Raw genomic sequence first — 23,047 nt, 5'->3', positions numbered from 1 at the left:
GCTATTTGTAGGAACTCAATCGACAAAACTAGCCACTAGCTGGCCCCGAAATTAGCTCAGCACCAGCAACAACGGCAGCAAGACCACCCCACTCGACGAACTGCCAGCTACCATAACCGGCCATGACCGGCGTAGCCACCCATGGACCTCGGGGTTATCTGAGAATTGATTTCAAGTCCGGTTCCAGTTTGCGGCTATCGATCCTCCGTAGTCTGGGCAATTTTTGCCGGGACAACCGTAGGACTCCGGCTCCGGTGTTGACCTGACTTCGAACGAGCGAGACTCGATGTTTCGCAGTGGGGTCTGCTGCACGAGTAGATGACAGTTTCTAGTCACGCAGCCAGTGTGGCGACAACGCGGCGATGGAATCCTTCTTCAGCCTGCTGCAGAAGAACATCCTCGACCGCCGATCTTGGACCACCCGGGACCAGCTTCGGCTCGCGATCGTGACCTGGATCGAACGGACCTACCACCGCCGACGCGGGCAGCCCCGCCTGGGCCGTTTGGCCACGATCGAACTCGAGGCCATCATGAACACGCCAGCCACACTGGCTGCGTGACTAGAAACTGACCTGCTCCATAGTTTGGTTACCTGAAACAGTGTGAAGATTCGGGCCCCTTTTGAGAGGCTTCATCCATGCCACGACCATTCCCCGCCGAGTTTCGCCTGAGAGCAGTCGCTCTCGTGCGAGCCGGCAAACCCATCACGACCGCGGCCGTTCAGCTCGGGGTGAGCGCGGCAGCACTGCACGGCTGGGTGCGCCAAGACCAGATCGATCGAGGAGAACGGCCAGGGATAACCACGCCGGAAACCGCTGAGCTGGCGAAAGCGAAGAAACGAATCCGACAACTCGAAACAGAAGTCGAGATCTTGAAGATCGCCGCGAAGCTCCACGGGGAAGATCGTCCTGGCCCAAAAGGATTCACCCGGTAGTCGACCAGCTGATCGAGGCTGGCTACCGGGCCAAGCTGTGCTGCCGACTCCTCGGAGTCAGCAGCCCCGGCTATTACAGATACAAAAACCGGCCAATATCGCCCACTCAGATGCGCCGCTTGTGGCTCACGGGTTTGATCAGCGAAGTCCATACCGCGTCCCGGCAAACCTACGGGTCCCGCCGGATTCATGCGGAGTTGACGATCGGCATGAAACTCCAGGTGAGCGAGCGTCTGGTGGCTGTTCTGATGAGCAAAGCCGGCATCCGTGGGCTTCCAGGGCCAGCGAAGGTGAAACGGCTGCACGGCATCGCCATCGCCGACGACCTGGTACACCGCAAGTTTCACCGGCTCTCACCAAACGAACTATGGATCACGGACATCACGGAACATCCAACGAGAGAAGGCAAAATCTATTGCTGCGCGGTCATGGATACGTTCTCTAGAAAGATCGTCGGCTGGTCGATCGATAGCGCCCAAGACTCGACCTTGGTCGTCAACGCGCTGGACATGGCGATCAAAAACCGGCAACCTGCAGCCGGCGGAATCGTCCATGCCGACCACGGAGTCCAATTCACCTCGTGGGCTTTCACCAACAAGATTCGCTCGTCCGGGCGGATGCCCTCGTTTGGCACAATCGGTGACTGCTACGACAACGCCATGATGGAATCCTTTTGGTCAAGCATGCAGATCGAGCTTCTCAACCGGAAGAAATGGCGCACAAGGCTCGACTTGGCGAACGCGATCTTCGACTACATCGAAATCTTTTACAACCGACAACGACGCCATTCCCAGCTGGAGTATCTCTCTCCAGTCGAGCACGAGTTACGCTTCACACAAACATCCAGATCGGCCTAATCTACACACCCCAACGGGTAACCAAACTGTGGGGCACGTCAAACTGTCACCCATCCGTGCAGCAGACCCGACAACGCAGCATGAGCGGTGTCCTCACCCTCGGCCGGCATCCCTCCCCCGCCTAAGCCACCTGTAAGACGTTGCCGTAGCCTTGACCCCGTGTTATCCCGACCACCTCGGCAATCAAGAGCCCTCGACGATTTTGGGCCGAGAAACCGGGTCGAAGATTGCTGGCGATCGCGACACCCGAGAGAAGGCCGCGACCGGACGCGTCAGTTGCGAGAAGCATCATCAGAGTGGCCAGTCTGCGCCTTCCGAGACGGGCGTTCACTCGCGGTCTCCCGGTTGGCTGCTGAGGTGTTCTTCGAAGAGGATGATCATTCTCTCGGTCTCCGCCAGGGCACTATGTCCGACGTTGTGGCGGTACCCGGGCATGCTCTGGCTGGTGTTACCCGGTGTGGGTGGCCGGCCAACTCACCCACTATTCATCCGCTATCGGGCCGTTGCTCCCGCGACGCACCAGAAGCGATTTGATCAGTTGCTGAACGCGGTCGTGGGTGCGGCAGGCGAGCATGGCACAGGTTTCGGTGAGGAACCAGGCCGGTCCGCAGCGGGCGTAGTCGAATTGGGCCATCATGTTCGTCTGTCGCGGTTCGAGAGCCGCGTCGCGGAGCAGCCGGACGCCCTGCTGTCACATGGTTCTGTAGCGGAGGTCGACAACTGGTCCGATCATCACGACGACTTTGTCCAGGTCGGGGCGGCTCACGGGAGCTCGACAGCGCACTGCGCACCCATGGAGTGCCCCACCGTAATCACCGGGTCAGCTTCGAGACGGTCCAGAACGCCTGCGATTCCGGCAGCGTACGCTTCGACACTCAACAGGTTTTTCGCCCGGCGGGTGCCGCCGAACCCGGGGAGGTCGATTCCGATGATGTCGCCGCGCCGGGCACGCAGTCTTCCGGCCCGGGTGGGCGAGCGGTGCGAGAGCGCGATGCCATGCAGCAACTGAACTGTTGGCCGATGAATACCCGGCTGTTTGGGCATCCGGAACACCCGATACTCCTCAGCCATGGGTGAGTCAGTTGGCGTCGGCTGAGACACGGATCTGCAGCGCACCGGGTTCGATCCAGGCGTTGAAGGCGACGGCTTTCCCGAGCCCGTCACCGTCGGGTTCGATCTCTTCCGGCCGTGACAGACGGGCGCTGAACTTTTTACCGGTCCGGTAGTGCAGGTCGCCATCGTTCTTCTGCTCCCCCGCGAACGCCTTCCCCGCCTTCGTGCGGCGCACGATCCCGTTCCAGGCAACTTTCGCCCACACCCTGATCCAGCCGAGGACACTGCCTGGCCGCATGAGGAGCAGGTCAAACAGGCCGTCGTCGATGACGGCGTTGGGCACCAACAGGATGCCGGCAGCGACCCACAATTGCCAAGGATCACCGTGTGCACGGTTGCATGCTTGACCGGTTCGTCGTCGAGTTTGAACCTGAGGTGCAGTTCGTTGGGGTCCCTGAGGGATTTGCTGACCGCACCGACGTACGCAGCGATACCGGCTTTGGATTTGAGGTTCTCGTCGGTGTTGGCGATCACTTTCGCGTCGATACCCATCCCAGCCATCACGACGAACACGTGCCAGTCCCGGGTCTTATCGGCCCGTTCAATATCGACCACTCCGAGATCGATGGCCCGGTCCGTTCCGGTGAACGCGGCGAGCACCGAGCCGGGCACGTCGTCGAGGGTAAGTTTCAGATTCCGGGCAAGCAAGTTCCCGGTCCCCGATGGCAGGAGAGCTACCGGGATGCCAGTGCCCCGGACTGCTTCAGCGACGGCACGGACGGTCCCGTCACCACCGGCCACGATCACCGGATTGGAACCGAGCTCTATGGCCTGCTCAGTGACGCCTTGACCGACGTCTTCAACGGACGTCTCCAACCAAACCGAATCACCCCACCCCGCTTCGCGAGCAGACGAGTTCACGGCTTCCGGAGCGCGTCGAGGTCAACTTTGACTCGGTTGTAAACCACTGCAGCGGTCTTTGAGGTGTCAGCCGTCCGATCAGGATGCGGGGCAGGCGAATCGGTGAAGAAGAAACGGTCAGGGGTTGCCAAAGGAATACGCACCGGGCCGAGAACAGCAAGGCATACCCCGCCGCAGCGCCGTCCGGGAGAATCGGTTTTTATATCCGCAGCGTCCGCGGCCACGTCGACGGCCCTTCAGGGCCGAAGGAACTTGCCTGCCACCGATGGACCGGTCCTGGTGCAACCGTGCCGATCCGCTGTCCGAACACCCCGCAGCAGCCCAACCCGTCTAGGCGGGTACATACACGCTCGAACGGGGTCTGTCCACGGTTTCGCTTCTTAGCGCCGTCATGCTTTAGTGTGCAGTGGAGGTTTGCCTTATGAAACGCATCATCATCACCGTGAGCGACACGCAACACCCGCTCGCTCAAGACCAGGACATCGACACTATCGAGGCTTTAGCTCTTGCTGCGGTCCGTGGGGGCGGGGACATTGTGAAGGTCACTCTTTACGGGAACCGGGAATTGTCTATTCTGGTCTCCCCGGGTGTTCCAATCACTTTCGTGGTGAGTGAGGTTCCGGAAGAAGACCGGGACGACGGTGACTTAGACAGCCCATTCGTGCCTGGCTCTGATTTCGACAACGACTATGAGGGCTGAAGTGCGCGGCAATCCGGTGCGGTTTCAGATGCAACCGCATTTCAGAGTCCACACTTAGGGGTGAACTTCGTCTAGTAAGAATTTTTCCGCCGCACGAATGCGTGTCGGCGATGTAGTGTAAAGACTGCCGCTGAACTTGGCTGTGTAGTCATCCGTTTGGACTATGAACACCTAACTTTTTTCAACCCCTCACACCGGCCTCAAAGAGCGAATCATGCGGGAAGGCTCTTGGTGACCGCATAGCCAGTGTTCACTAAGGGAGTTCTGATGGGTTCTTTAACGTACGACGGTACAGAAATCGAGCTGAACGATCGTACTCTGACCCACTTGCAGATCGTGATCATGCAAAAGCTGCGGCGCGCTGAGAGCTTTGCGATGTCGTGGGCATTGTCGCCCGATGTTGGTAGCGGGCGGGCGTCCATTTGGTTACACCCTGCGATCCCGCTCTACTTCCGATTCAGTGGCAGCCGGGCCCCCGCGATCAACCCGGCATGGCTTGCCGAGCTCACCGCCTCGGCTAACAGCTCCCGCGGCTTGATCGTGATGCCGGAAAACCCTCCCGCAACCATTGCCGCGCTCGTGCGTGCATCACCGAACTAGGAATAGCGCCGCCGCCTCGAGACGGCCTAAAAAATGTGCTCCCCCGGGTACCAAAGTCTTGGTGAGTATGTCAATCTTGGTCCGGGTCCGGGAGAGGATGGTGCTTGATCGGTTGATCGATCACCCATCGACGTGGGCCGTGTCAGGACCTCGACGCGGAACTCAATGTTGGTGCGGACTGTTTCCTGTGGCTTGGCTTGGCAGCCGGTCGTGGTGTGTTTTACCCGACGCGGCCGATTTTGACTTTGATGGTTGTGGGTGGGATGAGTCCTTGGTCTGTGAAATAGCTTCGTAAAGCTCGTGGGCTCGGCAGCAGATCTGGATCGCTGATTGTTCTGCTGTTATGCCGATGCAGGTTGTGATGGTGAGGTCGTCGGGTTGTCCGTTGATGCTGATGAGATCCATACCTACCGGGTCGTTGCGGACGGCTTCGACGACGTCATGGCCCATCCAGGGCACCGGGCCGCCGTGCCCCTCAACGTGGCGGCCATCCTTCGCCGGCTACCCCCAGACCCTTGCCGTATAGCCTGCTCGATCAGGTTGCACTTGGAGTACCCGGTGCGCGCGGCCGCGAAGTCGTTGTGCGAAGCGGCTTCGCCCTTCGCCGGCTGCGGGACGTGGGTCGTATGAAGGACAGACGGGGGAGGTCATACTCATCTTCGTTCCGCTGCGTCACCAAGAGTGACTGTCTTTTCGATGAGTGCGAGAAGTCGTTGGCTCCGGCGGAGAAGGTGATCGGCTTCGTCATCAACGTCTCCCGCGGCTCGGTAGACCTGTTCTGCTGTTGCCATGGCGAACCGGCCCGCGGGGCTGGGGCGTCGGTAGGTTGGTTCCTCGCGGTGTCCGGTGGGTATTCGGCGGGCGTGAACGATTTTACTAATCGATCGGGTGCTCAGGGCAACGCCGGGTTGGGTCCAGCCCTCGTGGGTGAGGCTGAGCAGCAGCAGCCCCGCTATCGCACCCTCACCGCCGGGCATGTCGATGCTGAAGGGGCGGTCGCAATCGTGACTTGTCTCGTCTTTTCGGGTCACGTCGATGAGGTCCAATGCGGTTCCGCGGTGCCCGATGCTGATCGCGTTGGTCACGCGAAGCCATCGGGTGATAGCGCAGGAAGGACACGACCCGGGGGTATCGGTGCGGGGCACGACCAGGTCACCGATCCGGATGATTGACCCGGTGAGGGTAGTGTCAATGCGCACGTCGGTGGTGCTGATCTGTCGGGCCTCCCGGCGGGACAACTGCAAGACGCCAACGAGAACGATGAGGCAGGCGTCTCTCCTGCCGCGCAGCCCGCTGCCATGCCGGGTTCCGTGGCGTTGTGGGGCGCCGTAGCGGGGCATCTGCGACAACGCGGCACCAGCCTCGATCAAGCCCGGCATGGCAGACCAGACGGTCGACGAGGCAGCTGCCATCGCTGGGATATCGAGTGGTATCCCGGCGAGGTCGTGTTGGAGGCGTATCGCACGGACCCGGCGGCGCTGCGTACGCGAGGTGCCGGGGAACGCGGTAAGAAAACCGGTAACAAGTTCCGCGGATGCCGGGATCGGTGCCTGGTCGTACGACGCGCACCAATCAGCGAAAAGCGCCCATTGGGTGCGGAGCTCTGGTCGCATCAGAGCCGGACCCGGGTGACGGCGTTTCTTTTCAGAGGGTTGTTTTCCCGGTCATAGATCAGGATGGTGCGTTCGTCCCGGTGCAACGATTGCCGCATCACTTCCGCTGTGGACGCTCCCGCGTTCAGAGCTTCGGTGATGAACCCTGCACGCAGCGAATGACCGCTCAACTGCGGCACATCAATACCAGCGGCGTGGCTTCGGCGTTTCACAGCCCGGCTGACAGTGTCCCCGGTGATCGGGGCGTCCCTGATCAGGCCCGCAGTGGACACCGCACGAAACAACGGCACCGAGCCCGGCAACACCCCGGGTAGCGGTTCCCGACAGACGTGCACCGCGAAGGTGTTCTCCCGGACATTCCGCATCAGCGCAGCCCGGTCCCGCCGGTCGCCTTGTGCGGCAAGGAGGCGGTACCAGCGGGTGTACGCGCACGGCGCGCAAGTAACAGGGTTTGACCCGAACGGTAACGCCTTCACCCCTCCCCTACCTTCCTGGTCCGTTTTGGACCTCGTCACCCGAACACGAAGCCCCTCCCCGGGCACCACCGTCACGTCTTTGACCTGCAGGGCGGCGAGTTCGCTGCCACGAAACGCGCCCACCCAGCCGAACAAGATCAGTGCGACATCGCGTGCACCGAGGACCCCGCGCTGCTCCCCGCTGATATCGACAGACAGCAACGTTTTCCGCAGCGGATCAAGCAGTAGCGGGGCGGCGCGTTTCGTAGGTCGGGCGTTGGTTCGGCGGATCACTTTCAGTGCCTGGACCACGGCCGGATCTTTCACCGGGGACGGCCAGCCCTGCAGTAGGTGCTCCCAACCGATCGCGGCAACCCACCGGACGATCGTCGACGCGGCGAACTTCCGCTCCGCCGTGACTGGATCGGTTTCCTCCGCCTTCAGATCGAGGTAGTCCGCGACCGTCTGCCCGGACACCGGGACCGTATCAAACTCCGGACTGGCCAGGAAACCCTCATCTATCTGACCGGGAGGCAGGTGGTCCATTCGTGCCAACCACAACCGGAACCGGCGCAAATCACTGCGATACCCCTTCACCGTGTTCGGTGCCGCGAACTCCTCCGCACGCGACCGCACCGGCACCCTCACCGCACCCGCAACCTCCCCACCCCCGCCCCGTGCGACGTGGCCCTTTTTCTCCCCGAGGAGAGTGACTTCATCCATTGGCGTTGTCCTCCCCCGGTCTCACGGCTCAGCCGAGCCCATTTCCGGGCTAGAACATCTATTATGGACCTCGTTCGTACAATAACCCTTGCACAACACACAAGCACACAGGGCGAAGCGGCTAGGACCCCCGTATCAGCGGCTCGCCGGGAGACTTAATCCTGAGCCCCGAATGCGACCGCTGCGCGGCGCCACGGGTCAGCTCGCTCACGCCAGGCCCCGCGTTGCGAATGCCTCGACGAGTTCGGGAGTGTCTGGTGTGAGCCGTACGTTCTCGCGCTGCGTCAGCAGTGGCCCGCTACCGTCCGTCATCGTCACGGGTGACTTTCCGGACGGCGGCGACGGCGCGGCCAAGGTCCACGCCAATGGTGTCGGCGTCGATGACGCGGCCATACGTTTTGGACCCTTCCGGGCCCCAGCTGCTGGTGTGTTCGCGGCCGATAACGATCACGGCGTCTCCTTTGTGAAGGGTTGCGGCGACGTTCTCACCGAGCTCGAACTTGGCCTCAACGAAGGGGGTTGTAGCATCGGGGTGCTCAACATACTTGCCGCCCCGGTATTCGCCCGTGCTCTCGATGACACGGAGCTTCGCGATGTCGATACTGCCGGCTTTGACGACCTCGACGTCAGCGGCCAAGTTGCCAGTGATGGTGCGTGCTGTGGACAGGGGTTTCTGCTCCTTCAATTTCTGTTGTGATCGGTTACGCCAGGTTGTCGATGAGGTCGGGTCGGAACTGCGACCAGTGGTGATGATCGTCAACGACAACGACAGGTGCTGCGCTATAGCCGAGTTCCTCGGTCACATACTCCAGGGCAGCATCGTTCGTCGTGACGTCGACTTCGGTGTAACGGATGCCCTTGCGCTCGAGGGCTTTCTTTGTTGCCACGCACTGCACGCACGCGGGCTTCGAATACACCGTGACCACCATCTCGCTCATCGTTCTACCCCTTCCCACCGACATTATGCTTAGCCTGTCTGGCAAAGGGAATCGTTTGCGAGCGTGAACGCCGCAGTGTCAGGTCGTGGAATACCGGACGCAGCGCAGCGCAGGAGGATATGCCGCGAATGCGTGACCTGGAGGCGTGAAAGCGAGCTACGGTGAACGGCCAGACAAGGTGAAAACGTCTCATGGTTCGCTGCGCCGCGCAGCGGCTCCGTTTCCCAGCCGGCCTCCGTGCCGGCTAGCGTCACCTCCGTCTTGGCGGCGCTAGCCGTGGTGAGTCAGCTCGCCCAGGCCAGCCCAAGTGTTCTGAACGCCTCAACGAGCTCTGGGGTTTCAGGTGTAAGCCGGGAGTTCTCGCGCTGCGTCAGCAGCGGCGACACGTTCGTCTCCCCCGAGGGGCGTTCGAAGATGGCCCAAAGCCGGAGGTCGTCGCCGTGACGGGAACTGAACTCGACCCCGTCGATCACCGGGTCGGTGAGGGCGTACAGCCAGGACGCGATGGAGCGCGTGAGATCGCGGGGTCCAGAATCCTTCAACGCCGCGAGATCAAAATCTTTCGCACCGAGTTCGATCGCCATGGGTGCGAACCGTGGCCAGAGCGCCGCGATCGTCGCTGACGCATTGATGTCGCCGAACATTCCGCCGAGCATGCCGCTGGATGCGAGCCGCAGCTCCAGCCAGTCGTACCCAACCGTGGCAGCAGGACGGGCCGGAAACTCATCAGTGTCTGCGGGGTCTTCGTTTATGCCATCGAGCTCGAGGGCGAGCGCGGCGTCTCGCCGATATTTGGCAAGTACCTCGATCCGGCAGGCATACAGGGTGTTGCCGGCGTAGACGGTACGGAACTGCCCGCGGAGGTCGTCCCAGCGGCCATTGAAGCGGCCCTCATCGATCGCGTACTTCCAGTCGCTCCACGCCCATGGGTCCGGGGCAAACCCGACGCGCCAGACGTTTCCTGGGTTCTCGCGGATCGTTAGTTCTGTCGAAGGAACGCTCAGTTAGCCGAGAGCGATGAAAGATCGAGCTGCAGCAAGAACGGCCGGCCCAGCCGTGTCCAAATCCTGCTCACGGAGCATGCGCGCCGGCGCGACGTCGTCAAGCTCAGGATTCATCCCCTGAAACCAGCTCGCTACCGTCGGCGCGGACTCTCTATCGCGGAGCATCGCTGTGACGTAGTACGCGGCACGAAGCCGCTGAATCACCTCGTCAGCAGGGATCCGGGTTCCATCCGCCCACTCGCGCACCGCCCGGGTCTCACGCACTCCCCCGAGATAAGCAACCAACTTCGCACCAAGCGTTTCTCGAAGCGCTGCTACCACTTCGGCGGGCGCAAGACGCAACGAGTCCTCATAAGCGCGAAGCCCCGGACGTGACGTTGTTGTGGTCATAGCTCCATTCCACACCAATGACACCCGAATAACAAGGCTCTTCTACTCGCAATCACAACGAAATCACTTATCGATTTCGGACTTGCGGCACATCGGTCCGTGAACATCAAAGGTCGTGGTCAGACATTCCACAGATTTACAGACTTACAGACTTACAGACTTACAGAGTTACGTAGTTCCGCTTCGTCTGATCCGGCCAGTAAGTCGGCGCGATCGAGCAGCAGGTCTATCGCGACACGGATCAGAGTGTTTTCTGTGATTCGGTCGCCGCCCTCGGCCTTGGCTCTGCTGAGCCGCCGAGCGTGTTCTGTTAGTTTCGAGTATTGGTCGGCCCTCAGCCGCGCCTCTTTGCGCTCGAGGCGCATGTAGAGCGGCACGGGCGCCTTACCCGCGGCCTCCCCCGCTACGCTTCCAGAATCGATGGCCTCTGACTTGTCGGTTGACTTCGTCGGCGTCACTTTTCGTTTAGCTGACGAGGTTCTTGGGGGCCTGGTACCCGCTGCCGCTTCGAACGTCACGGGCTCTGAGTTGGTGACATCCTCCTCGCCTAGTCGGCCAAGCATTGCGTTCAAGTCGGCTCGAGCCATTACCGCGCCTCAGCTTTCAGGGGTTCGTTGGCCCAGATGGCCATGAGTTCCATGGCCACGTGGGTGTAATCGAAGATGGCATTTGCGTTTTGCCGAGTGTCGGCGTATTGGGTGACCACCCGACCTTCCAGCGGCGCGTCGGCGTGGGCTGCATAGAGTCGCACATATTGCCGGAACCGCGGCAACTTGAGTCCGTGGTCGACGAGTTGCTCCCAGTCCTCGAGCTGGCCCGCACGACGTCGGTCGATTTTGCTGAGCAAGACCCTGAAGGGGAGATTTCGGGGAGCGATGTGTTGTTTGATCGTTCGTATCATCGCGGGGGTGTTGAGCGGCTCCGGATTGAGCGGAAGGATGACGAAGTCAGATGCATCGAGAACTGCGGATAGGACACGAGTGTCTTCGAGGCTGCCTGGTGTGTCGACGAAGATGGTGTCGTAGGGCAGTTCGCGAAGTCGGGCGAGGTTGTCTGGATCCACGTCTGCGGCGAAGTCAAAAGGAAGACTCTCCCCCGCGTTTTCTGCCCACCACGTTGTGGACTTCTGAGGGTCGACGTCGACGACCAGCACACGAGAGTGTTTGGACATGACGGCGGCCAGATTCATCGTGGTCGTTGTCTTTCCCACCCCACCCTTCTGACCGACCAGAGACACTATGCGCATGTTGTTTTCCAATCCCGATGTAGTGACATTTGCCCGGAGCAGCGCCGGCGAGTCTAAGTCTGTAAGTCAGGAACTTACGAACTTACAGACATCGGAAGTACCGAAGTCTGTAAGTCTGAGCTCAGTGAGTTAGTAAGTTACAAACTACCAGACTTTCGGACTTACGGACTTACGGACTTACGGACTTACGGACTTACGGACTTACGGACTTACGCCGCCGATAGTCTGTACGTTACAGAGTCTGTACGTTACAGAGTCTGTACGTTACAGAGTCTGTACGTTACAGAGTCTGTACGTTACAGAGTCTGTACGTTTAGAAGGGCGAAAGCCATCGGCATACCGGCTGAGACCAGCCCCAGCCAGGCTTCTCATATCCGTTGGTAACAGCAGTGACAATCGATTTGTACGCAATCATCGCCCGGTAGCGCAGAACTCACATTGTCTCCGAGAACTGCAGGACAAGCATTCGTAACATACAGAGTCTGTAAGTTACAAAGCAGGTGCGGTGACCTACTACTACGAGGGGGAGTGGCGTCTGGGGGAGCGCGAGGGGCGACCGCTCGCAAGACTGCGACGCCAATGGCGACCGCCCCGCTACGCCGCGCGTATTAGTGAGTCTATGAACACCACTGACTCCGCGTTATAGATTGTTCCGGTGTGGGTGAGTTTGAAGCCGGCGCAACTGAACTCCCCCAGGGCGTCGTGTCGGTGCCTGATTTATCTGTTCTGCTCGCCTGTCTGTTCTGCTCGCCTTAGCTAGGTGTCGTTTACTTTGGTCACGCGGTTGGTGACGGTTTCTATTCCACTGATTCGCTGCGCAGCTACTTTTCTGGTGCGGGGGAGTAGGACTTAGCTCGTGCTGTCCAGGTCGTCGGTGCAACCTTTGGGGGAGAGCACGACACTCGGGTCCCCGTCGCGGTCGGTGACGGTGACGCAGGTGCGGGTGTCGAGCACTTTCCCGGTGATAGGGCAGGTGATGCTGCGGCTGACGAGGTAGGTGACCATCTGGTCGCGGAGGATGCTTTCAAGGGTGGTGCTCATGGGGTTCTCTCCCTCAACTGATTTTTTTGCCTGTCTGGCAAGCGCAGCGAGTGAGAGCGGACGGCACGGAGTGCGTGCCAGTTTGGGCGAAATCAGCCCGCAGGGCGCGTCCAACCTGGTGGGCACGGAGGGCAGGAAGCGAACTATCGTGAAGTGGCCAGACAGACGGAAACATGTTCGACCAGGCAGCGCCGCCCACGGCGGCTCCATCAGATCAGTGCGTTGTCGGCCGCGCCGGCATCCGTGCCCGTGTCCGTGCTTGGTCGGTCAGACGTTCCGGCCTCTGCGCCGAGGCCGGAACCGGGTAGGGACCAGTCTTCCGCGGCGCAGATCAGCCCCGATGTCGACGACCTGACGCTCCGTGCGAGCTGCGCGCACCTAGTCAGCCGGTGGTAATGCTAGTGAGGAAGGCCCGCCAGACGTTGTCGGCGTCGGTTCGCGAGCCGTAGTCGCCGAGCCAGGCGTCCATCGCGGGGATGCCGGTGAGTTTGATCTCGACAGTGAAGGTGTGCCGGGTGCCGTTGCTGCCGAATTTCGGGATCAACGATACGACGTGTTCCGGGTTGAACCAGATCCGTCGCGGGCTGGACGGGTCATGCTTGTCAGGCAGCGAAATCAGACGCGGCATGCCAAAAACCTACACCGCCCAACCACCCCGGGGCGTCCGACCTGGCTCGGCAACCCGAGGCGCTGTCAAGCCAGGTCGGTGCTCACGCCCGGTCGAGATCAACAAGCCGCCTTCCCTGACCTGCGGGAACCGTCTGGATATTGTCTACCGCTGCGGCGTCGACCAGGCCGTTAGGCGGCGCTGGAGTACCACAACGATCCGGGGTCAAGCATTCCGTTCACAGCCCAATAGCGGGCTTCTTTGTGATCGGCTCGACCGTCAGCAGCTCGAGGGTAGCGGGGCCATTGCCGTTCACCCGGGAGATCATCAACGAACTGCAGCGTCCGGCTCGAAACGTGTGGCCTCCTGATACGACGCCTCGGGGTCGAGTTCATCTGGTTCACCTCAGCCAACCACCATGCCCACACCTCCCGCTCCTTCTGGTACCGGTTTGCCCGATCCACCAGAATGCCCGCGACACCGATCAGTTTCGCTGCATAGTGTCGGAGATCACGTTTGGACCTGGCCCAGCCTTCCGGATGGCGAATGATTAGCCTGTGCCGACGTAACCGGCTCAGCACCGTGATCGTATGTTTCGTCGACACACCCAGCAACCGTGCAGCAGATTCGACGGTCAGGGCGGGGATCTGTCGGAGCAGTGCGTAGACCTTCCCTGCCAGGTGACCCAGCCCGGCGCGGGTAAACAGGTCGTGCCGTTGATCAGCAAGCAGGTTCTCCAGGGTGGCCACTTGATCGGCTCTGGTGTTGAAGAGATCGGCAGGGGGGCGGGGGTTATGTAGTGGTTGTGACCGGACTGTTCCTGAGGTTGTGGAAAACTCGGGGGTCATCCGCCATTCCGCGGCATTGCCGCCATCGCTGCTGCTAACCCGTTCGATCAGGTCCTGCTCTGTGAGGGCTACGAGTGCGTCTGCTGCGGTTGTCCGGCCGAGCCCTGTCATCAGGGCGAGGTCTCTGATCGAGGCGGCGACGATGCGTTTCCCGGTCTGTAGGGACAGGTACGCCAGAGCGGCCAGGACGCTGCGCTGGGACTGCGCCGACTCGGTGCTACCCCAACGGCCAGGAGCCGTGTAAAAAGAGCCCAGAACGGCCTCTACGGCGCCAACGATGCCGTCCAGCTCCGTCAGGTCCGCCGGTGCCTTCCCTGTTGGGGGGAGTGGGCGCTGGATGGCGGCGTACTGCTGAGCCTTCTCCCACTGCCGGCCAAGCCGTTCGGCCGCCTCCGCCGCACTCCGGGCACGACGGGTGCCGCGGCCGGTGTTCTTGCTGCGGTAATGCTCCATCCCCGGTGCCACCTTCGCAGCGTGCTGGACATCGGCGAGCTGCCAGCCAGCGTGCGCGGCCGCGAGAAGACACATGAACCCCGTCCACGACGGGTTACTACCCCCACCAATCGTGGCCATATGCGCAGTCCCAGAAGCGCTCAACGTCCGGTGCGCGTGATGCCGGGCATCAACCGGGCCGGACGGTGCCGTCTCAAGCGCACGGGGGGCGGGCTTCCGCTTATCAAGGACCCGGGCAAGCTCAGCAACCATCTCGGCGTCGGTGGACGGTGCGAGCAAAGAGTCCAGCCGGCCGCGGAGCACACTCGAGCGGCTCCCATCACGGTGAGGCGACAACGGAGGGCGCGCGGCGCCCGTGCGGGCGTTGTGCAGCATCCCATGATCCAGCGTCCGATAATTCGCCCGCGCCGCACGACCAAGCGCCGCTATCTCATCGGCCGGTACGCCAGCGTTCAGAGCCACCCAGACGTGTCGGCCGCCGGTACCGGACGACTGGCAGACAACATGCGCGATCGACAGCTCACCCAGAACCGTTGACAGCGCGTCGCTCTCATCCCGGGCGAGTTCCATCAGCTCCGGATCAACCCCGTGCTTGTCCTTGCCATCGAAGTCGAAGCACAACACCCAAAACAACCCCGCCTCGTCCGCGAGATTCATGCACCACGGCGTCGACGGCGCCCCAGGACCCACCATGTGCGTGCTCGGGTAACTATTCTCATCCAACCGGCCGTACGCGTCCCGCTTCATCACCCGCACCGTGCCCCGCGGACTCAACCGCCTGGTCAAATCCCAGGCGCGCAACAGCGCATTCGCGTCCTCAGCGATCGCCGGGGTCGACGACACGCCGACACGACGCTCAGGTAATGAACCCATCGGCTGGGGTAATGTTTCGGGCATAGAAAAGCCTCCCGTGAGGGCAGGTGGATCGAATTAGCTCGAACCTCCCGCCGGCAAGCAAAGAGGGTTCGAACTACATGACTTGGGAATGACCCGCCGATAGTACGGCGGGTCATTTTCGTTAAGCGACGGCCGTAGGCAGCTCCCGTCTGGGAGACGTGCGCGAGAAGACGAGAGCAGGCATGCTCATCGTGAGTCTGTCGTTCAACGCGAAGTCAGAGCATCGTTGCTCTGAATGGCGGACGAGGGTCTTTGTGGGGTAGTACGACACGCCCAAAAAGGAACCTCTAGGAATTTCAGTTGATGTTGCTATAGTGACGGTCATAGAGAAACCTCCCTTGTGGGCTGGTGATCTGAATTAGCTTGAACCCGTTGGCCTGGCAGCGAAGAGGGTTCGAAGCTACGAAACTTGTCCGGCCCGTCGCGTAAGCGGCGGGCCTTTTCGTTTAGGCGGCCTTCGTGACAGCCTCCTTGGAGTGGATGTCGAGCGTAGGAGACAGAACAGGGAGGGCCCCGCGTTCTGCTTCGAGCTGGCCAACTAGCAGTTCAAGGTACAGCGACAGCGACAAGGAGCCAGAGGCCATGCCGGCGGCTCTTAGTCGCTCAGCAGTCTCGGCTGAGAGAACAATTTTTCGTTCAACAACCTTGGCCCCTGCGGGGCGGCGGTTCCGCTTGATGCCTGCGTTCTTGGCTTGCGTCATGAGGAAAGCATGTCGAGTTAAAGGGGTGGTTAACGTCAGGCGGGGCAGCGTGTCGGGAATTCGATAGGGAACCGTTTCGAGAGGCGTTCGTTGGGCGACTGAACTAACAGCAGTCACGAAGTCGGCAGCTTGACCGGAAGCCTTAGTTCCGTCGAAAGATGCCGTCGAAGGGGACTGTGTCGCGTTAGACACGCCCGAAATTGAGTTCGCCAATACTGGCGCTGAAAAAGCGCTATCGGTTACTATGAGACCATTCCTTCCGGTTCATCCGTTGGGGTACAGCGAAGGCACCGGGCTGATGAACCGGTTTCTTCGTTGGATTAGCTCGAACCTCTAGGTCGGCAAACTGTGGAGGGTTCTGAGCTACGAAACTTCATCGGCCCGTCCCGCAAGCGACGGGCCTTTTTCGATTAGGCCACTTTGCTGATCGGTGTCTCCCCGGGGATCGGCAGTTCGTTAGTCCTGTCTCGCTCGGGCCTCGGAGCATACTCGGGCATTCCAAGGGATTCCGCGACGATGGCAGTGATGTATTCGCCGTAGGCCAGTCCGAGCGCGTCGGCATTGGTCTTGATGACTTCGGCGAGAGGCAAAGCTGGCTTTGCCATGATGGAGAATCGCGGTCCCTTGCTTGGTCTGCCCATACGTCCATCCAACCGGCAAATCATTAAAGGAAACGTTTGGCGGGCGGCGTGTTGCGCTCCTGTATGGCGAGTTAAGATCCAAGGAGCTTGGAGCAGAGTCCACTTGTAGCGAAGCGGTCTTCCGGATTCAAGTCTTTCAATGAGCAGTGCGCAGCTGTAAGCCACAGCTGACCCGTCGGGAATCCGGCCCGATCCCCGCGCCCCGCGATTTTCTGAGAGGGAATATTTACTGATCGGCACGTGACTAAGTAGTTCCAGGGAAGCCGCCGAAGAGGGTAACCGTGGAAATTTGGTGACGGTTTGCGCGGTAGAGAGTGTCACCGTTGACGCTTAGCTCACTGACGCAGCCGACGCGCTCGAGCTCGTCAAGGGTCTCGCTCACCTCGTCTGAACGCAGGCAGGTACGCCGCACGATTTCACTCACGGACTCGGCAGATGCCGAAATCGCTCGTATGACCTCGCTGGCCGGGATGGTCATTACCGCTACCAGACGGTCTGTTGCTGATGCGGAAGGCATCTGGTGGCGACCCTTCCAAGTTTTGGCTGCGCTCATCAGGGCTGTCATATTGCGATACTACCTGCACAGGCAGTACGTCGCTACTCATATGGTTCACCCCTGGTACGGGGGGTGCTTATCGGGCTATCATTTCTGCCCAAGCCTGGATGGCTTGGTTGAAATTTTCGGGGCCGACGTTGTATTCCCACGAATGGTCAGCGTCGGCGGTGATGTGAAGATCCACCAGGTCGGGGTTGTTGTCCGCGAAGGTTCGTGAGAGCTGCAGGGGGATCGTCTGGTCCCCGTCAGAGTGGACAGCGAACACCGGGACTGTGACTCGGCCTGGGTGGGTCCAGTCCAGCATTGTGAAGTCGATGGGCGCTGCCAGGCCGGCCAGACGACACAGTCCCGGAGTGGACAGTACGAGCTCCGCGAGGCGGCTGCAGAGGCGAGGAAGGGGGATTCCCATTTTTTGTGCGCGGTAGCTCATGATGGTGCGCCATTCGACCGCCGGCGAAACGAGAAGGATTCCTGCGATGAGTCCATTGTGGGCGGATCGTTCAGCTGCTAGGAGAACGACGCTGGCCCCCATGGACCAGCCGACGAGAACGATGCGCCGGGCGCCGTTGTTGATCGCGTAGTCGATGGCAGCTTCGACGTCTTCCCATTCGGTCAGGCCCAGCATGGCGCCGCTTTGGCCGGTTGATGGGCCTTCTCCATCGCCTCGGTAGGAAACGACCAGCGACGTCGCTCCGGAGCTTTGAAAAGGCGGCACCGTGCGAACGGCGTTCATCTTGGTGGTCCTGATGCCATGGACGTGAATCGCCCAGAACCCTTTGTCTTCGCCATCGAATTGCCAGGCGGGTGAAACTCCAGTCGGGCCGATGATGTCGATATCGCGGTAGTGACCGATGACGCTCGGATTCCGGAAGACGTCACCTTCCCAGATGCCTTTGGTGTTGTCGCTGAGCTGTCCTTCGAGAGTGATGAGCCTGCGTTCTACGGTCTTACGGTCTTCGTCGGTGGCGATGACTTCACCAACCAGCGCGTGGCCTTCGGTGAACCAAAACCCGAACGTGCCGGGGTGGCTGGTCTTCCGGTTGGCGTGAAAAGTGATGGAGTCGGCGCTCGAGCTGACAACCTGTTGGGATCCGTGGCCATATGACCCGACAACGCGGCGGGCAAAGACGACACCGAGCGCGAGCGGTAGAGCAGTAACGGTGGTGGCAGCCGCGATAAGGCGCTTCAAGGTACTCCAGTTGTGGTTATAGTGCGGCGAGTTGGTCGAGTTGCGGGAGTTTGCGTTCGATCCAGAGTTCAGATTCTTCGACGACCAGTGCCTCTTCTGGGCTGAGCACGATGTCACCGTTGATGACGTTGTCGGTGATCCAGACAATCAGGGTGTAAACGGCGTAGGAGAGCTCATCACCGGACGTGCTCGGCACTTGGATACCTCGAGCACGCAGCAGGTTCTCTAGTTCGCGGATGCGTTTCTTGAGACGCCTCGTTCGTCCCCACCGGCTGATGGCAAACACGCCCATACCGAGTCCGATGGTTATGACGCCTCCGTAGAAAAGCGGGTTGAACCAGTCGTAGAAGAAATCAGCCAGGGCGTATGGCCCGATTTTGAAGTGGTCGAGGATAAGGGCGGCGATTTGCGTCGCTATTCCGGCGATCGCCAGCGTTGCTCCGAGTCGGAAGAGCCAGTAGACCCGGTCGGACTTGTTGCGGGTACCAAGAAGCAGCCTCGTCGAGATCGCCGCGATTCCAAGCATGTAGAGGGATGCGCAGAGGACAGATGCAAGTTGGTCGATGTGGACGCGAATAAAGAGATCCGCGGTTGGTTCGCGCCTTTTGATGAAGAAGAACGGTACACAGAAGACGGCACACCAGAGAAGGACCGGCCAGGTCCGTGCCGGGAGCAGCAGGTGGGTATCGGTGATGAGCGCAGCGCGGGCGAAGAGCGAGAAAGCAAGGGTGGCCAGGATGCACTGGACGAGGTAGATCAGGTTCGTGCCGCCCAGGAATCCATCGAGTTCTTCGACTGGTATGACTGGTCCGAGCGTGAGAATCGCCAGCGCGCCGATGCCTGAAGCCAGCCATGAAGTGCGGGCGTGTGGCACACGGTAAGCGCTACTGGCGCGCGTCACGAAGAGAACGGCCAGAATGAGGAAGACGATCAGATAGGTCAGCATCGAATCTGCCTATCCGAATAGTCGCTCGTCGTCGAGGTAAATCGGGTGTAAAAGGGTGCGCGCAATGAGTCCGGCGAGATATTCGGCTTCGCCTTCCCATTGGGCTGCGTCGCCGGCCTCGTCGGCGTTAATTGCGGCGGACATCGTCTGGTCACCAAAGGTCCGCTCTCGCCTGATGAGAGGGTCGGCAACATGGCCGATACACGTTGGGTGGCCAAGGATGATGTGGGCGTATTCGTGGTGTAGCCCTCGGGCGCGGTAGAGCGGCCGGTCTTGCTTGCGGAGAATGATCCGGTGCCGGCGTTGATCCTCGATCCAGAGCGCTGTCGTGGTTTTCATGTTTGTGTCGCTGATGAGCTTGAGCTCGACCGGCTTTCCGCTGATCTCCGTGACCAGTTGCTGGAGATCCTCTGCTGTTCGGATTCTGCTCAACCCATGCTTTACGAAGGCCTGCTCGGCGCGCAAGATGACTCCATCGTTCTCCAACCACCGGGGTTGCGGATTAGAACCCACGAGCGGACTAACCGCGAATTGCTGCAGCTAGTGCGCGAAGCTCGGCGGCGCTCACTTCACCGAGCGACCGAGCTGCGATGCGTTGAACGTGGGCATCTTGGACAGCTCTATCGAAGTCGATCTCCGCCTCGATTCGATCCGCCCAAGCCGGCCGCCCCGTATCGGTGAGGTATTCGTCCGGTACGTGGAAAGCCTGGGCGATTCGCTTGAGGATTGCCTCGTAAACGCTGCTGGTTGCGGTCCCGGTTGTCAGCTCGGTCCAGTCGTTCTGGTTGAAGGAGAATCCTTCGGTTTGGAGCTGCCGGTCAAGCTCAGGTATGTCCAACTCGTAGACCGAGGTGTCCTCCAAATAGCGAAGCCGGCGGCCGAGTTCAGCCCCATCGACTTTGACGACCGCGCCGCGATCATCTTCGTTCTTCTCCGGCATCAAAGCCGCGAGCTCCATGAGCTCAACGAGAGTGACACCCAGAGGGGCGGCGAGGTTTGCTACGTCGTCGAGATCGAACGCTTCGTCGCCGCGAAGGCGCTTGTAGTAGTAAGTGTGCGAAAAGCCGCAGTGTCTGACGAGTTCTGCGTGAGAAATTCCTGTCTGAGCTTGCAGCGTCGCGATCGCGCGGGCCACCTGGCGCGCCCACGGGGTCACAGGGGCGTCCGCTTTTCTACTCACGTGGGCATCCTACCAAGGAGACCAGTGTCTACAGGAGTACTAGGGCAGCGGCTGGTCTGGCGGCGTGCTGCTGAGAACGTATGACTTCCAGGCTTGCTGGAGGGTTTCGACGCGTTCATGCACGACCGAGTAGTTCAGATTCTTACCGACGCGGCTTTCGCCTTCGGGAACATCGGCCGTGATGCATCCAGCTTTCTCGAGGATAAGCAGCTTGTTGGTCAGGGATGAGCGCGTGATCTGGGTGCCCCGGAGCAGTTGCGCCACGCTTGCGCTCGTTAGTGGCCACATGAATCTAAGAATTTCAACGCACAGCCGATCGCCTAGTACCTGCAAAGCCGCCTCAAGGTCTACTGGCCTCTCCTCCGGAGTCGGCCATGAGTGTCTCGGGGGCATGAACACTATTTTGGCGCAGCGCAAAGCGTTCTGCCGCCAATTGGCTTCAGCGCGGAGCGGCGTCGACTTTGGAGTACCAATAATACGCAATTAGTGTTTTCACACTATACTGATGGCGTATAAATAGTACGCGCTGGGCGTTGATGGGGATCTTGCGAGACTCCCCGTGGGGGAGGGGACATTGTGATGGGAGAGTTTCTGGCGCAGGAACGATCTTCAAATGTGCCCGCAACGCCCGCAGCTCGATCGATGTTCGACCCGGCAGCCCGGGGAGGCTCGCAAGGGTTGCGCCCGGTGGAAAGCTCCCGAAACATTGGCGCCGTCCGCACCGAACAGGTGCCTGTGGCGCGCGTGCACGGTGGAACCGACCAACCGGATTCGGTGGTGGATGCCCGCGACGTCGCCCGAATGGCCGCGTCGCTGGAAGCATACGGGCAGCTTCATCCCATTTCGTTGGACTTCCACTACGGGCTGATCTTTGGCCGGGTACGCCTGGCTGCGGCCCGCCAGTTACGGTGGGAGACCATTAGCGCGCGGGTGTTCGAGGACATTGACCCCAAAGACGTCGAGACGCGTGATCTGCTGCGCTGGGAAGAGAACCAAGCTCGGTCGACGCCGAGCCTGGAGCAGCAGGCCGACCTGGTGAAGTCGCTGCAGCCGGCGCTGGCCGAGCGAGAAAAGAGAGTCAGACGGATCAACGGTGACCGCCTAAATATGGAACGTTGGGGCGGTCCGGGCACGGTGGGAAATTTGCCGACTCCGATGAGCAGTGACGAGAGAGTCGCTCTGATCATCGGAGAGGGAAAGTTGCCCGCTTCGATACAGGCCGCATTGGATCGTCCGGGAAGCCGACGAGAGATTATCGAGCGTTTAGTCCCGGCGTCCGAGAAAACTGTGATGAAGTACGAAAAGATCCGCTCCCTTCATGAAGACCTTTCATTGCCGGCGCCGGTTCGCGACGAGCTCGGCCAACTTGTCGCGTCGGCGAACGAGTCTGGCAAGGTCGACGGGTATTACAACAAAGCGCTCCGCATCGTCGAGGAATACCGGATTGGTGCGGATGGCATGGCCACGAAGATTCACAGCCATCTCATCAGCCAGCTGGTGAACGCGGTAACGCTTGCGGAAGAGAAGATCATCCGCGTCAAAGGAGCCGACGTGGTCGACGCGATCGGTGAGGACCCTCTCGCTGCAGAGGATTGGGACGGCGTCCTCGCTTCGGCCCAGCGACTTATCGGAAGGCTCGATCAGATCAATACGCTTGTGCAGGCGCGCCATGTCTAGCATCAGCACCAGCCCCGAGGAAACAGCTCTCCTTCGGGACGGTTTCGTCGCCTTGGCCACCGGACGAGACTGTTTCCGCCAGCCCGAGGGAGTGGCGTTCATTGGCCTGTTGGAAGCGCTGGTTGGGCCTGCTTTGGTGAAGTACAGCGTCGACCCGCTTTGGTTCCCGCTCGAGCCAAACGAGGTCGGATCCTTCATCCTGACCGAACTTCTCACGTCACCGGCCGCGCTCAACAGACTCGCGATTATCGATAACGACGACCCCGGTTTCGTGAGGGATCCCGCAGCGTATCTCTACACGTGCGCGACGGACCGGCCTCGTCCCGGGAAATCGCCGGGGTGGTTATGGAATCGTGCGGGCTTCCACGCCGACGCGCTCGACGGGCTGAGCGCTGAGGTCGCGGATCCGCGTCAGCAGCATTGCGACCCGGCCTGGGTCCCAGAACACGGCCTGACGCCGTTACGCGACGTCGTCGACCTCACTTTCCAGACCATCAGCCCTCGCACCCCTGCCGGGCTCCGCGGTGTGGTTGCCGACCTGGTCTGGCACCTCGCTGAGAACCCGCCGCAGCGGGTTTCTTACGACCATGGCGATCGGTGCGCGGCTGGCGAGCTCTTCCCGGCGCTGCGTCCGGCGCAGATCGACGCGGTCGCGAACGTGACCTGGGGCGGCAGGCCGACCCCGCGAGAGACATCCCTGGCATACGGGTTCCTTCGAGACCAGGACTTCGACCCGAAGACGTCGCCCACCCATTTCCGTGCACTTCGCACCTATCAAAGCCGAATGATGGCCGCGTAGCAGTCCCTTGTTACGCCGGCGTACCACGGTCATTGGCTTTTGGTGGTGCGCGTTGTCGCGCTTCTTCGTGGTGCGAGC

Annotated in this window: 26 protein-coding genes and 3 pseudogenes; 6 read left to right on the top strand and 23 right to left on the bottom strand. The window is 60.8% G+C overall.

Annotated elements, in window-relative coordinates:
* Positions 1-344: 344 nt before the first annotated feature.
* A pseudogene (locus D4765_RS14110) lies at positions 345-560 on the top strand (IS3 family transposase); the annotation flags it as partial.
* 77 nt (positions 561-637) lie between these two features.
* A pseudogene (locus D4765_RS14105) lies at positions 638-1,791 on the top strand (IS3 family transposase).
* Between the two features lie 762 nt (positions 1,792-2,553).
* On the opposite strand, the gene D4765_RS14100 reads toward D4765_RS14105, so the two are convergent.
* From D4765_RS14100 to D4765_RS19745, 3 genes and pseudogenes are all read right to left on the bottom strand, one after another.
* Entirely contained in the window at positions 2,554-2,862 is a 309-nt protein-coding gene (locus D4765_RS14100) for an alpha/beta fold hydrolase (RefSeq protein WP_136642937.1), read from the bottom strand.
* A 7-nt stretch (positions 2,863-2,869) separates the two neighbouring features.
* Entirely contained in the window at positions 2,870-3,187 is a 318-nt protein-coding gene (locus tag D4765_RS19750) for a diacylglycerol kinase family protein (protein WP_237280447.1), read from the bottom strand.
* A 329-nt stretch (positions 3,188-3,516) separates the two neighbouring features.
* Positions 3,517-3,765, bottom strand: a pseudogene (locus D4765_RS19745) (diacylglycerol/lipid kinase family protein); the annotation flags it as partial.
* Between the two features lie 421 nt (positions 3,766-4,186).
* Between D4765_RS19745 and D4765_RS14090 the strand changes: the two are divergent.
* Positions 4,187-4,465 (top strand): hypothetical protein, encoded by a 279-nt coding sequence (locus D4765_RS14090; protein ID WP_136642936.1) that lies wholly within the window; start codon positions 4,187-4,189, stop codon positions 4,463-4,465.
* Between the two features lie 267 nt (positions 4,466-4,732).
* Positions 4,733-5,065 (top strand): DUF7882 family protein, encoded by a 333-nt coding sequence (locus tag D4765_RS14085; protein ID WP_136642935.1) that lies wholly within the window; start codon positions 4,733-4,735, stop codon positions 5,063-5,065.
* 162 nt (positions 5,066-5,227) lie between these two features.
* Here D4765_RS14085 and D4765_RS14080 read toward each other — a convergent pair whose 3' ends face one another.
* From D4765_RS14080 to D4765_RS13985, 20 genes are all read right to left on the bottom strand, one after another.
* Positions 5,228-5,515, bottom strand: coding sequence for a hypothetical protein (locus D4765_RS14080; RefSeq protein WP_136642934.1), 288 nt, complete (start codon positions 5,513-5,515; stop codon positions 5,228-5,230).
* Between the two features lie 203 nt (positions 5,516-5,718).
* Positions 5,719-6,477, bottom strand: a complete 759-nt coding sequence (locus D4765_RS14075; RefSeq protein ID WP_136642933.1) for a hypothetical protein — start codon at positions 6,475-6,477, stop codon at positions 5,719-5,721.
* Positions 6,478-6,677: 200 nt separating this feature from the next.
* Positions 6,678-7,856, bottom strand: coding sequence for a site-specific integrase (locus D4765_RS14070; RefSeq protein ID WP_136642932.1), 1,179 nt, complete (start codon positions 7,854-7,856; stop codon positions 6,678-6,680).
* Between the two features lie 298 nt (positions 7,857-8,154).
* The gene (locus tag D4765_RS14065) at positions 8,155-8,541 is read right to left on the bottom strand and encodes a single-stranded DNA-binding protein (RefSeq protein WP_161580452.1); all 387 of its coding nucleotides are present in this window, start codon (positions 8,539-8,541) and stop codon (positions 8,155-8,157) included.
* A 16-nt stretch (positions 8,542-8,557) separates the two neighbouring features.
* A complete protein-coding gene (gene nrdH / locus D4765_RS14060; protein WP_136642942.1) occupies positions 8,558-8,785 on the bottom strand; it encodes a glutaredoxin-like protein NrdH in 228 nt (75 codons plus the stop codon).
* 293 nt (positions 8,786-9,078) lie between these two features.
* Entirely contained in the window at positions 9,079-9,438 is a 360-nt protein-coding gene (locus D4765_RS20045) for a hypothetical protein (RefSeq protein ID WP_338054642.1), read from the bottom strand.
* A 360-nt stretch (positions 9,439-9,798) separates the two neighbouring features.
* Positions 9,799-10,188: a hypothetical protein gene (locus tag D4765_RS14050; RefSeq protein ID WP_136642929.1), complete on the bottom strand. Its 390-nt coding sequence runs from the start codon at positions 10,186-10,188 to the stop codon at positions 9,799-9,801.
* A 152-nt stretch (positions 10,189-10,340) separates the two neighbouring features.
* Positions 10,341-10,646, bottom strand: coding sequence for a hypothetical protein (locus tag D4765_RS14045; protein ID WP_201799325.1), 306 nt, complete (start codon positions 10,644-10,646; stop codon positions 10,341-10,343).
* Between the two features lie 128 nt (positions 10,647-10,774).
* Positions 10,775-11,446, bottom strand: coding sequence for a ParA family protein (locus tag D4765_RS14040; RefSeq protein ID WP_237280445.1), 672 nt, complete (start codon positions 11,444-11,446; stop codon positions 10,775-10,777).
* Between the two features lie 837 nt (positions 11,447-12,283).
* A complete protein-coding gene (locus D4765_RS14035; RefSeq protein ID WP_136642928.1) occupies positions 12,284-12,475 on the bottom strand; it encodes a hypothetical protein in 192 nt (63 codons plus the stop codon).
* Positions 12,476-12,857: 382 nt separating this feature from the next.
* Positions 12,858-13,103 (bottom strand): hypothetical protein, encoded by a 246-nt coding sequence (locus tag D4765_RS14030; protein WP_136642927.1) that lies wholly within the window; start codon positions 13,101-13,103, stop codon positions 12,858-12,860.
* 170 nt (positions 13,104-13,273) lie between these two features.
* Positions 13,274-15,280 (bottom strand): hypothetical protein, encoded by a 2,007-nt coding sequence (locus D4765_RS14025; RefSeq protein WP_237280444.1) that lies wholly within the window; start codon positions 15,278-15,280, stop codon positions 13,274-13,276.
* Between the two features lie 446 nt (positions 15,281-15,726).
* Positions 15,727-15,981: a hypothetical protein gene (locus D4765_RS14020; protein ID WP_136642926.1), complete on the bottom strand. Its 255-nt coding sequence runs from the start codon at positions 15,979-15,981 to the stop codon at positions 15,727-15,729.
* Between the two features lie 410 nt (positions 15,982-16,391).
* Positions 16,392-16,586 (bottom strand): hypothetical protein, encoded by a 195-nt coding sequence (locus tag D4765_RS14015; protein ID WP_136642925.1) that lies wholly within the window; start codon positions 16,584-16,586, stop codon positions 16,392-16,394.
* Between the two features lie 280 nt (positions 16,587-16,866).
* Positions 16,867-17,187: a hypothetical protein gene (locus D4765_RS14010; protein ID WP_136642924.1), complete on the bottom strand. Its 321-nt coding sequence runs from the start codon at positions 17,185-17,187 to the stop codon at positions 16,867-16,869.
* Between the two features lie 67 nt (positions 17,188-17,254).
* The gene (locus tag D4765_RS14005) at positions 17,255-18,367 is read right to left on the bottom strand and encodes an alpha/beta hydrolase (protein ID WP_136642923.1); all 1,113 of its coding nucleotides are present in this window, start codon (positions 18,365-18,367) and stop codon (positions 17,255-17,257) included.
* A 16-nt stretch (positions 18,368-18,383) separates the two neighbouring features.
* On the bottom strand, positions 18,384-19,313 hold the full coding sequence (locus D4765_RS14000) for a hypothetical protein (RefSeq protein ID WP_136642922.1): 930 nt from the start codon (positions 19,311-19,313) through the stop codon (positions 18,384-18,386).
* A 9-nt stretch (positions 19,314-19,322) separates the two neighbouring features.
* Positions 19,323-19,778, bottom strand: a complete 456-nt coding sequence (locus D4765_RS13995) for a hypothetical protein (protein ID WP_136642921.1) — start codon at positions 19,776-19,778, stop codon at positions 19,323-19,325.
* 55 nt (positions 19,779-19,833) lie between these two features.
* Entirely contained in the window at positions 19,834-20,493 is a 660-nt protein-coding gene (locus D4765_RS13990; RefSeq protein WP_136642920.1) for a helix-turn-helix domain-containing protein, read from the bottom strand.
* A gap of 39 nt (positions 20,494-20,532) precedes the next feature.
* On the bottom strand, positions 20,533-20,757 hold the full coding sequence (locus D4765_RS13985) for a hypothetical protein (protein ID WP_136642919.1): 225 nt from the start codon (positions 20,755-20,757) through the stop codon (positions 20,533-20,535).
* 315 nt (positions 20,758-21,072) lie between these two features.
* On the opposite strand from D4765_RS13985, the gene D4765_RS13980 reads away from it, so the two are divergent.
* Together D4765_RS13980 and D4765_RS13975 are read left to right on the top strand one after the other, a co-directional pair.
* Positions 21,073-22,170 (top strand): ParB/RepB/Spo0J family partition protein, encoded by a 1,098-nt coding sequence (locus tag D4765_RS13980; RefSeq protein ID WP_136642918.1) that lies wholly within the window; start codon positions 21,073-21,075, stop codon positions 22,168-22,170.
* Positions 22,163-22,969 (top strand): hypothetical protein, encoded by an 807-nt coding sequence (locus D4765_RS13975; protein ID WP_136642917.1) that lies wholly within the window; start codon positions 22,163-22,165, stop codon positions 22,967-22,969. Before D4765_RS13980 ends, D4765_RS13975 begins: the two co-directional genes overlap by 8 nt.
* Positions 22,970-23,047: the final 78 nt, after the last annotated feature.

The organism is Subtercola vilae (assembly GCF_004923255.1).
Taxonomy (GTDB): Bacteria; Actinomycetota; Actinomycetes; order Actinomycetales; family Microbacteriaceae; genus Subtercola; species Subtercola vilae.
This window is presented reverse-complemented; position numbering and strand designations above follow the sequence as displayed.

Bases quoted from the DNA above. Each gene is read 5' to 3' on its own strand.
- D4765_RS14020 (WP_136642926.1), bottom strand. From the start codon at position 15,981: ATGACGCAAGCCAAGAACGCAGGCATCAAGCGGAACCGCCGCCCCGCA.
- D4765_RS13975 (WP_136642917.1), top strand. From the start codon at position 22,163: ATGTCTAGCATCAGCACCAGCCCCGAGGAAACAGCTCTCCTTCGGGAC.
- nrdH (WP_136642942.1), bottom strand. From the start codon at position 8,785: ATGGTGGTCACGGTGTATTCGAAGCCCGCGTGCGTGCAGTGCGTGGCA.
- D4765_RS14090 (WP_136642936.1), top strand. From the start codon at position 4,187: ATGAAACGCATCATCATCACCGTGAGCGACACGCAACACCCGCTCGCT.
- D4765_RS20045 (WP_338054642.1), bottom strand. From the start codon at position 9,438: ATGTTCGGCGACATCAATGCGTCAGCGACGATCGCGGCGCTCTGGCCA.
- D4765_RS14035 (WP_136642928.1), bottom strand. From the start codon at position 12,475: ATGAGCACCACCCTTGAAAGCATCCTCCGCGACCAGATGGTCACCTAC.
- D4765_RS14010 (WP_136642924.1), bottom strand. From the start codon at position 17,187: ATGACAGCCCTGATGAGCGCAGCCAAAACTTGGAAGGGTCGCCACCAG.
- D4765_RS14015 (WP_136642925.1), bottom strand. From the start codon at position 16,586: ATGGCAAAGCCAGCTTTGCCTCTCGCCGAAGTCATCAAGACCAATGCC.
- D4765_RS14025 (WP_237280444.1), bottom strand. From the start codon at position 15,280: ATGCCCGAAACATTACCCCAGCCGATGGGTTCATTACCTGAGCGTCGT.
- D4765_RS14085 (WP_136642935.1), top strand. From the start codon at position 4,733: ATGGGTTCTTTAACGTACGACGGTACAGAAATCGAGCTGAACGATCGT.
- D4765_RS14030 (WP_136642927.1), bottom strand. From the start codon at position 13,103: ATGCCGCGTCTGATTTCGCTGCCTGACAAGCATGACCCGTCCAGCCCG.
- D4765_RS14080 (WP_136642934.1), bottom strand. From the start codon at position 5,515: ATGGGCCATGACGTCGTCGAAGCCGTCCGCAACGACCCGGTAGGTATG.
- D4765_RS14000 (WP_136642922.1), bottom strand. From the start codon at position 19,313: ATGCTGACCTATCTGATCGTCTTCCTCATTCTGGCCGTTCTCTTCGTG.
- D4765_RS14075 (WP_136642933.1), bottom strand. From the start codon at position 6,477: ATGGCAGCTGCCTCGTCGACCGTCTGGTCTGCCATGCCGGGCTTGATC.
- D4765_RS14050 (WP_136642929.1), bottom strand. From the start codon at position 10,188: ATGACCACAACAACGTCACGTCCGGGGCTTCGCGCTTATGAGGACTCG.
- D4765_RS13980 (WP_136642918.1), top strand. From the start codon at position 21,073: ATGGGAGAGTTTCTGGCGCAGGAACGATCTTCAAATGTGCCCGCAACG.
- D4765_RS14100 (WP_136642937.1), bottom strand. From the start codon at position 2,862: ATGGCTGAGGAGTATCGGGTGTTCCGGATGCCCAAACAGCCGGGTATT.
- D4765_RS14070 (WP_136642932.1), bottom strand. From the start codon at position 7,856: ATGGATGAAGTCACTCTCCTCGGGGAGAAAAAGGGCCACGTCGCACGG.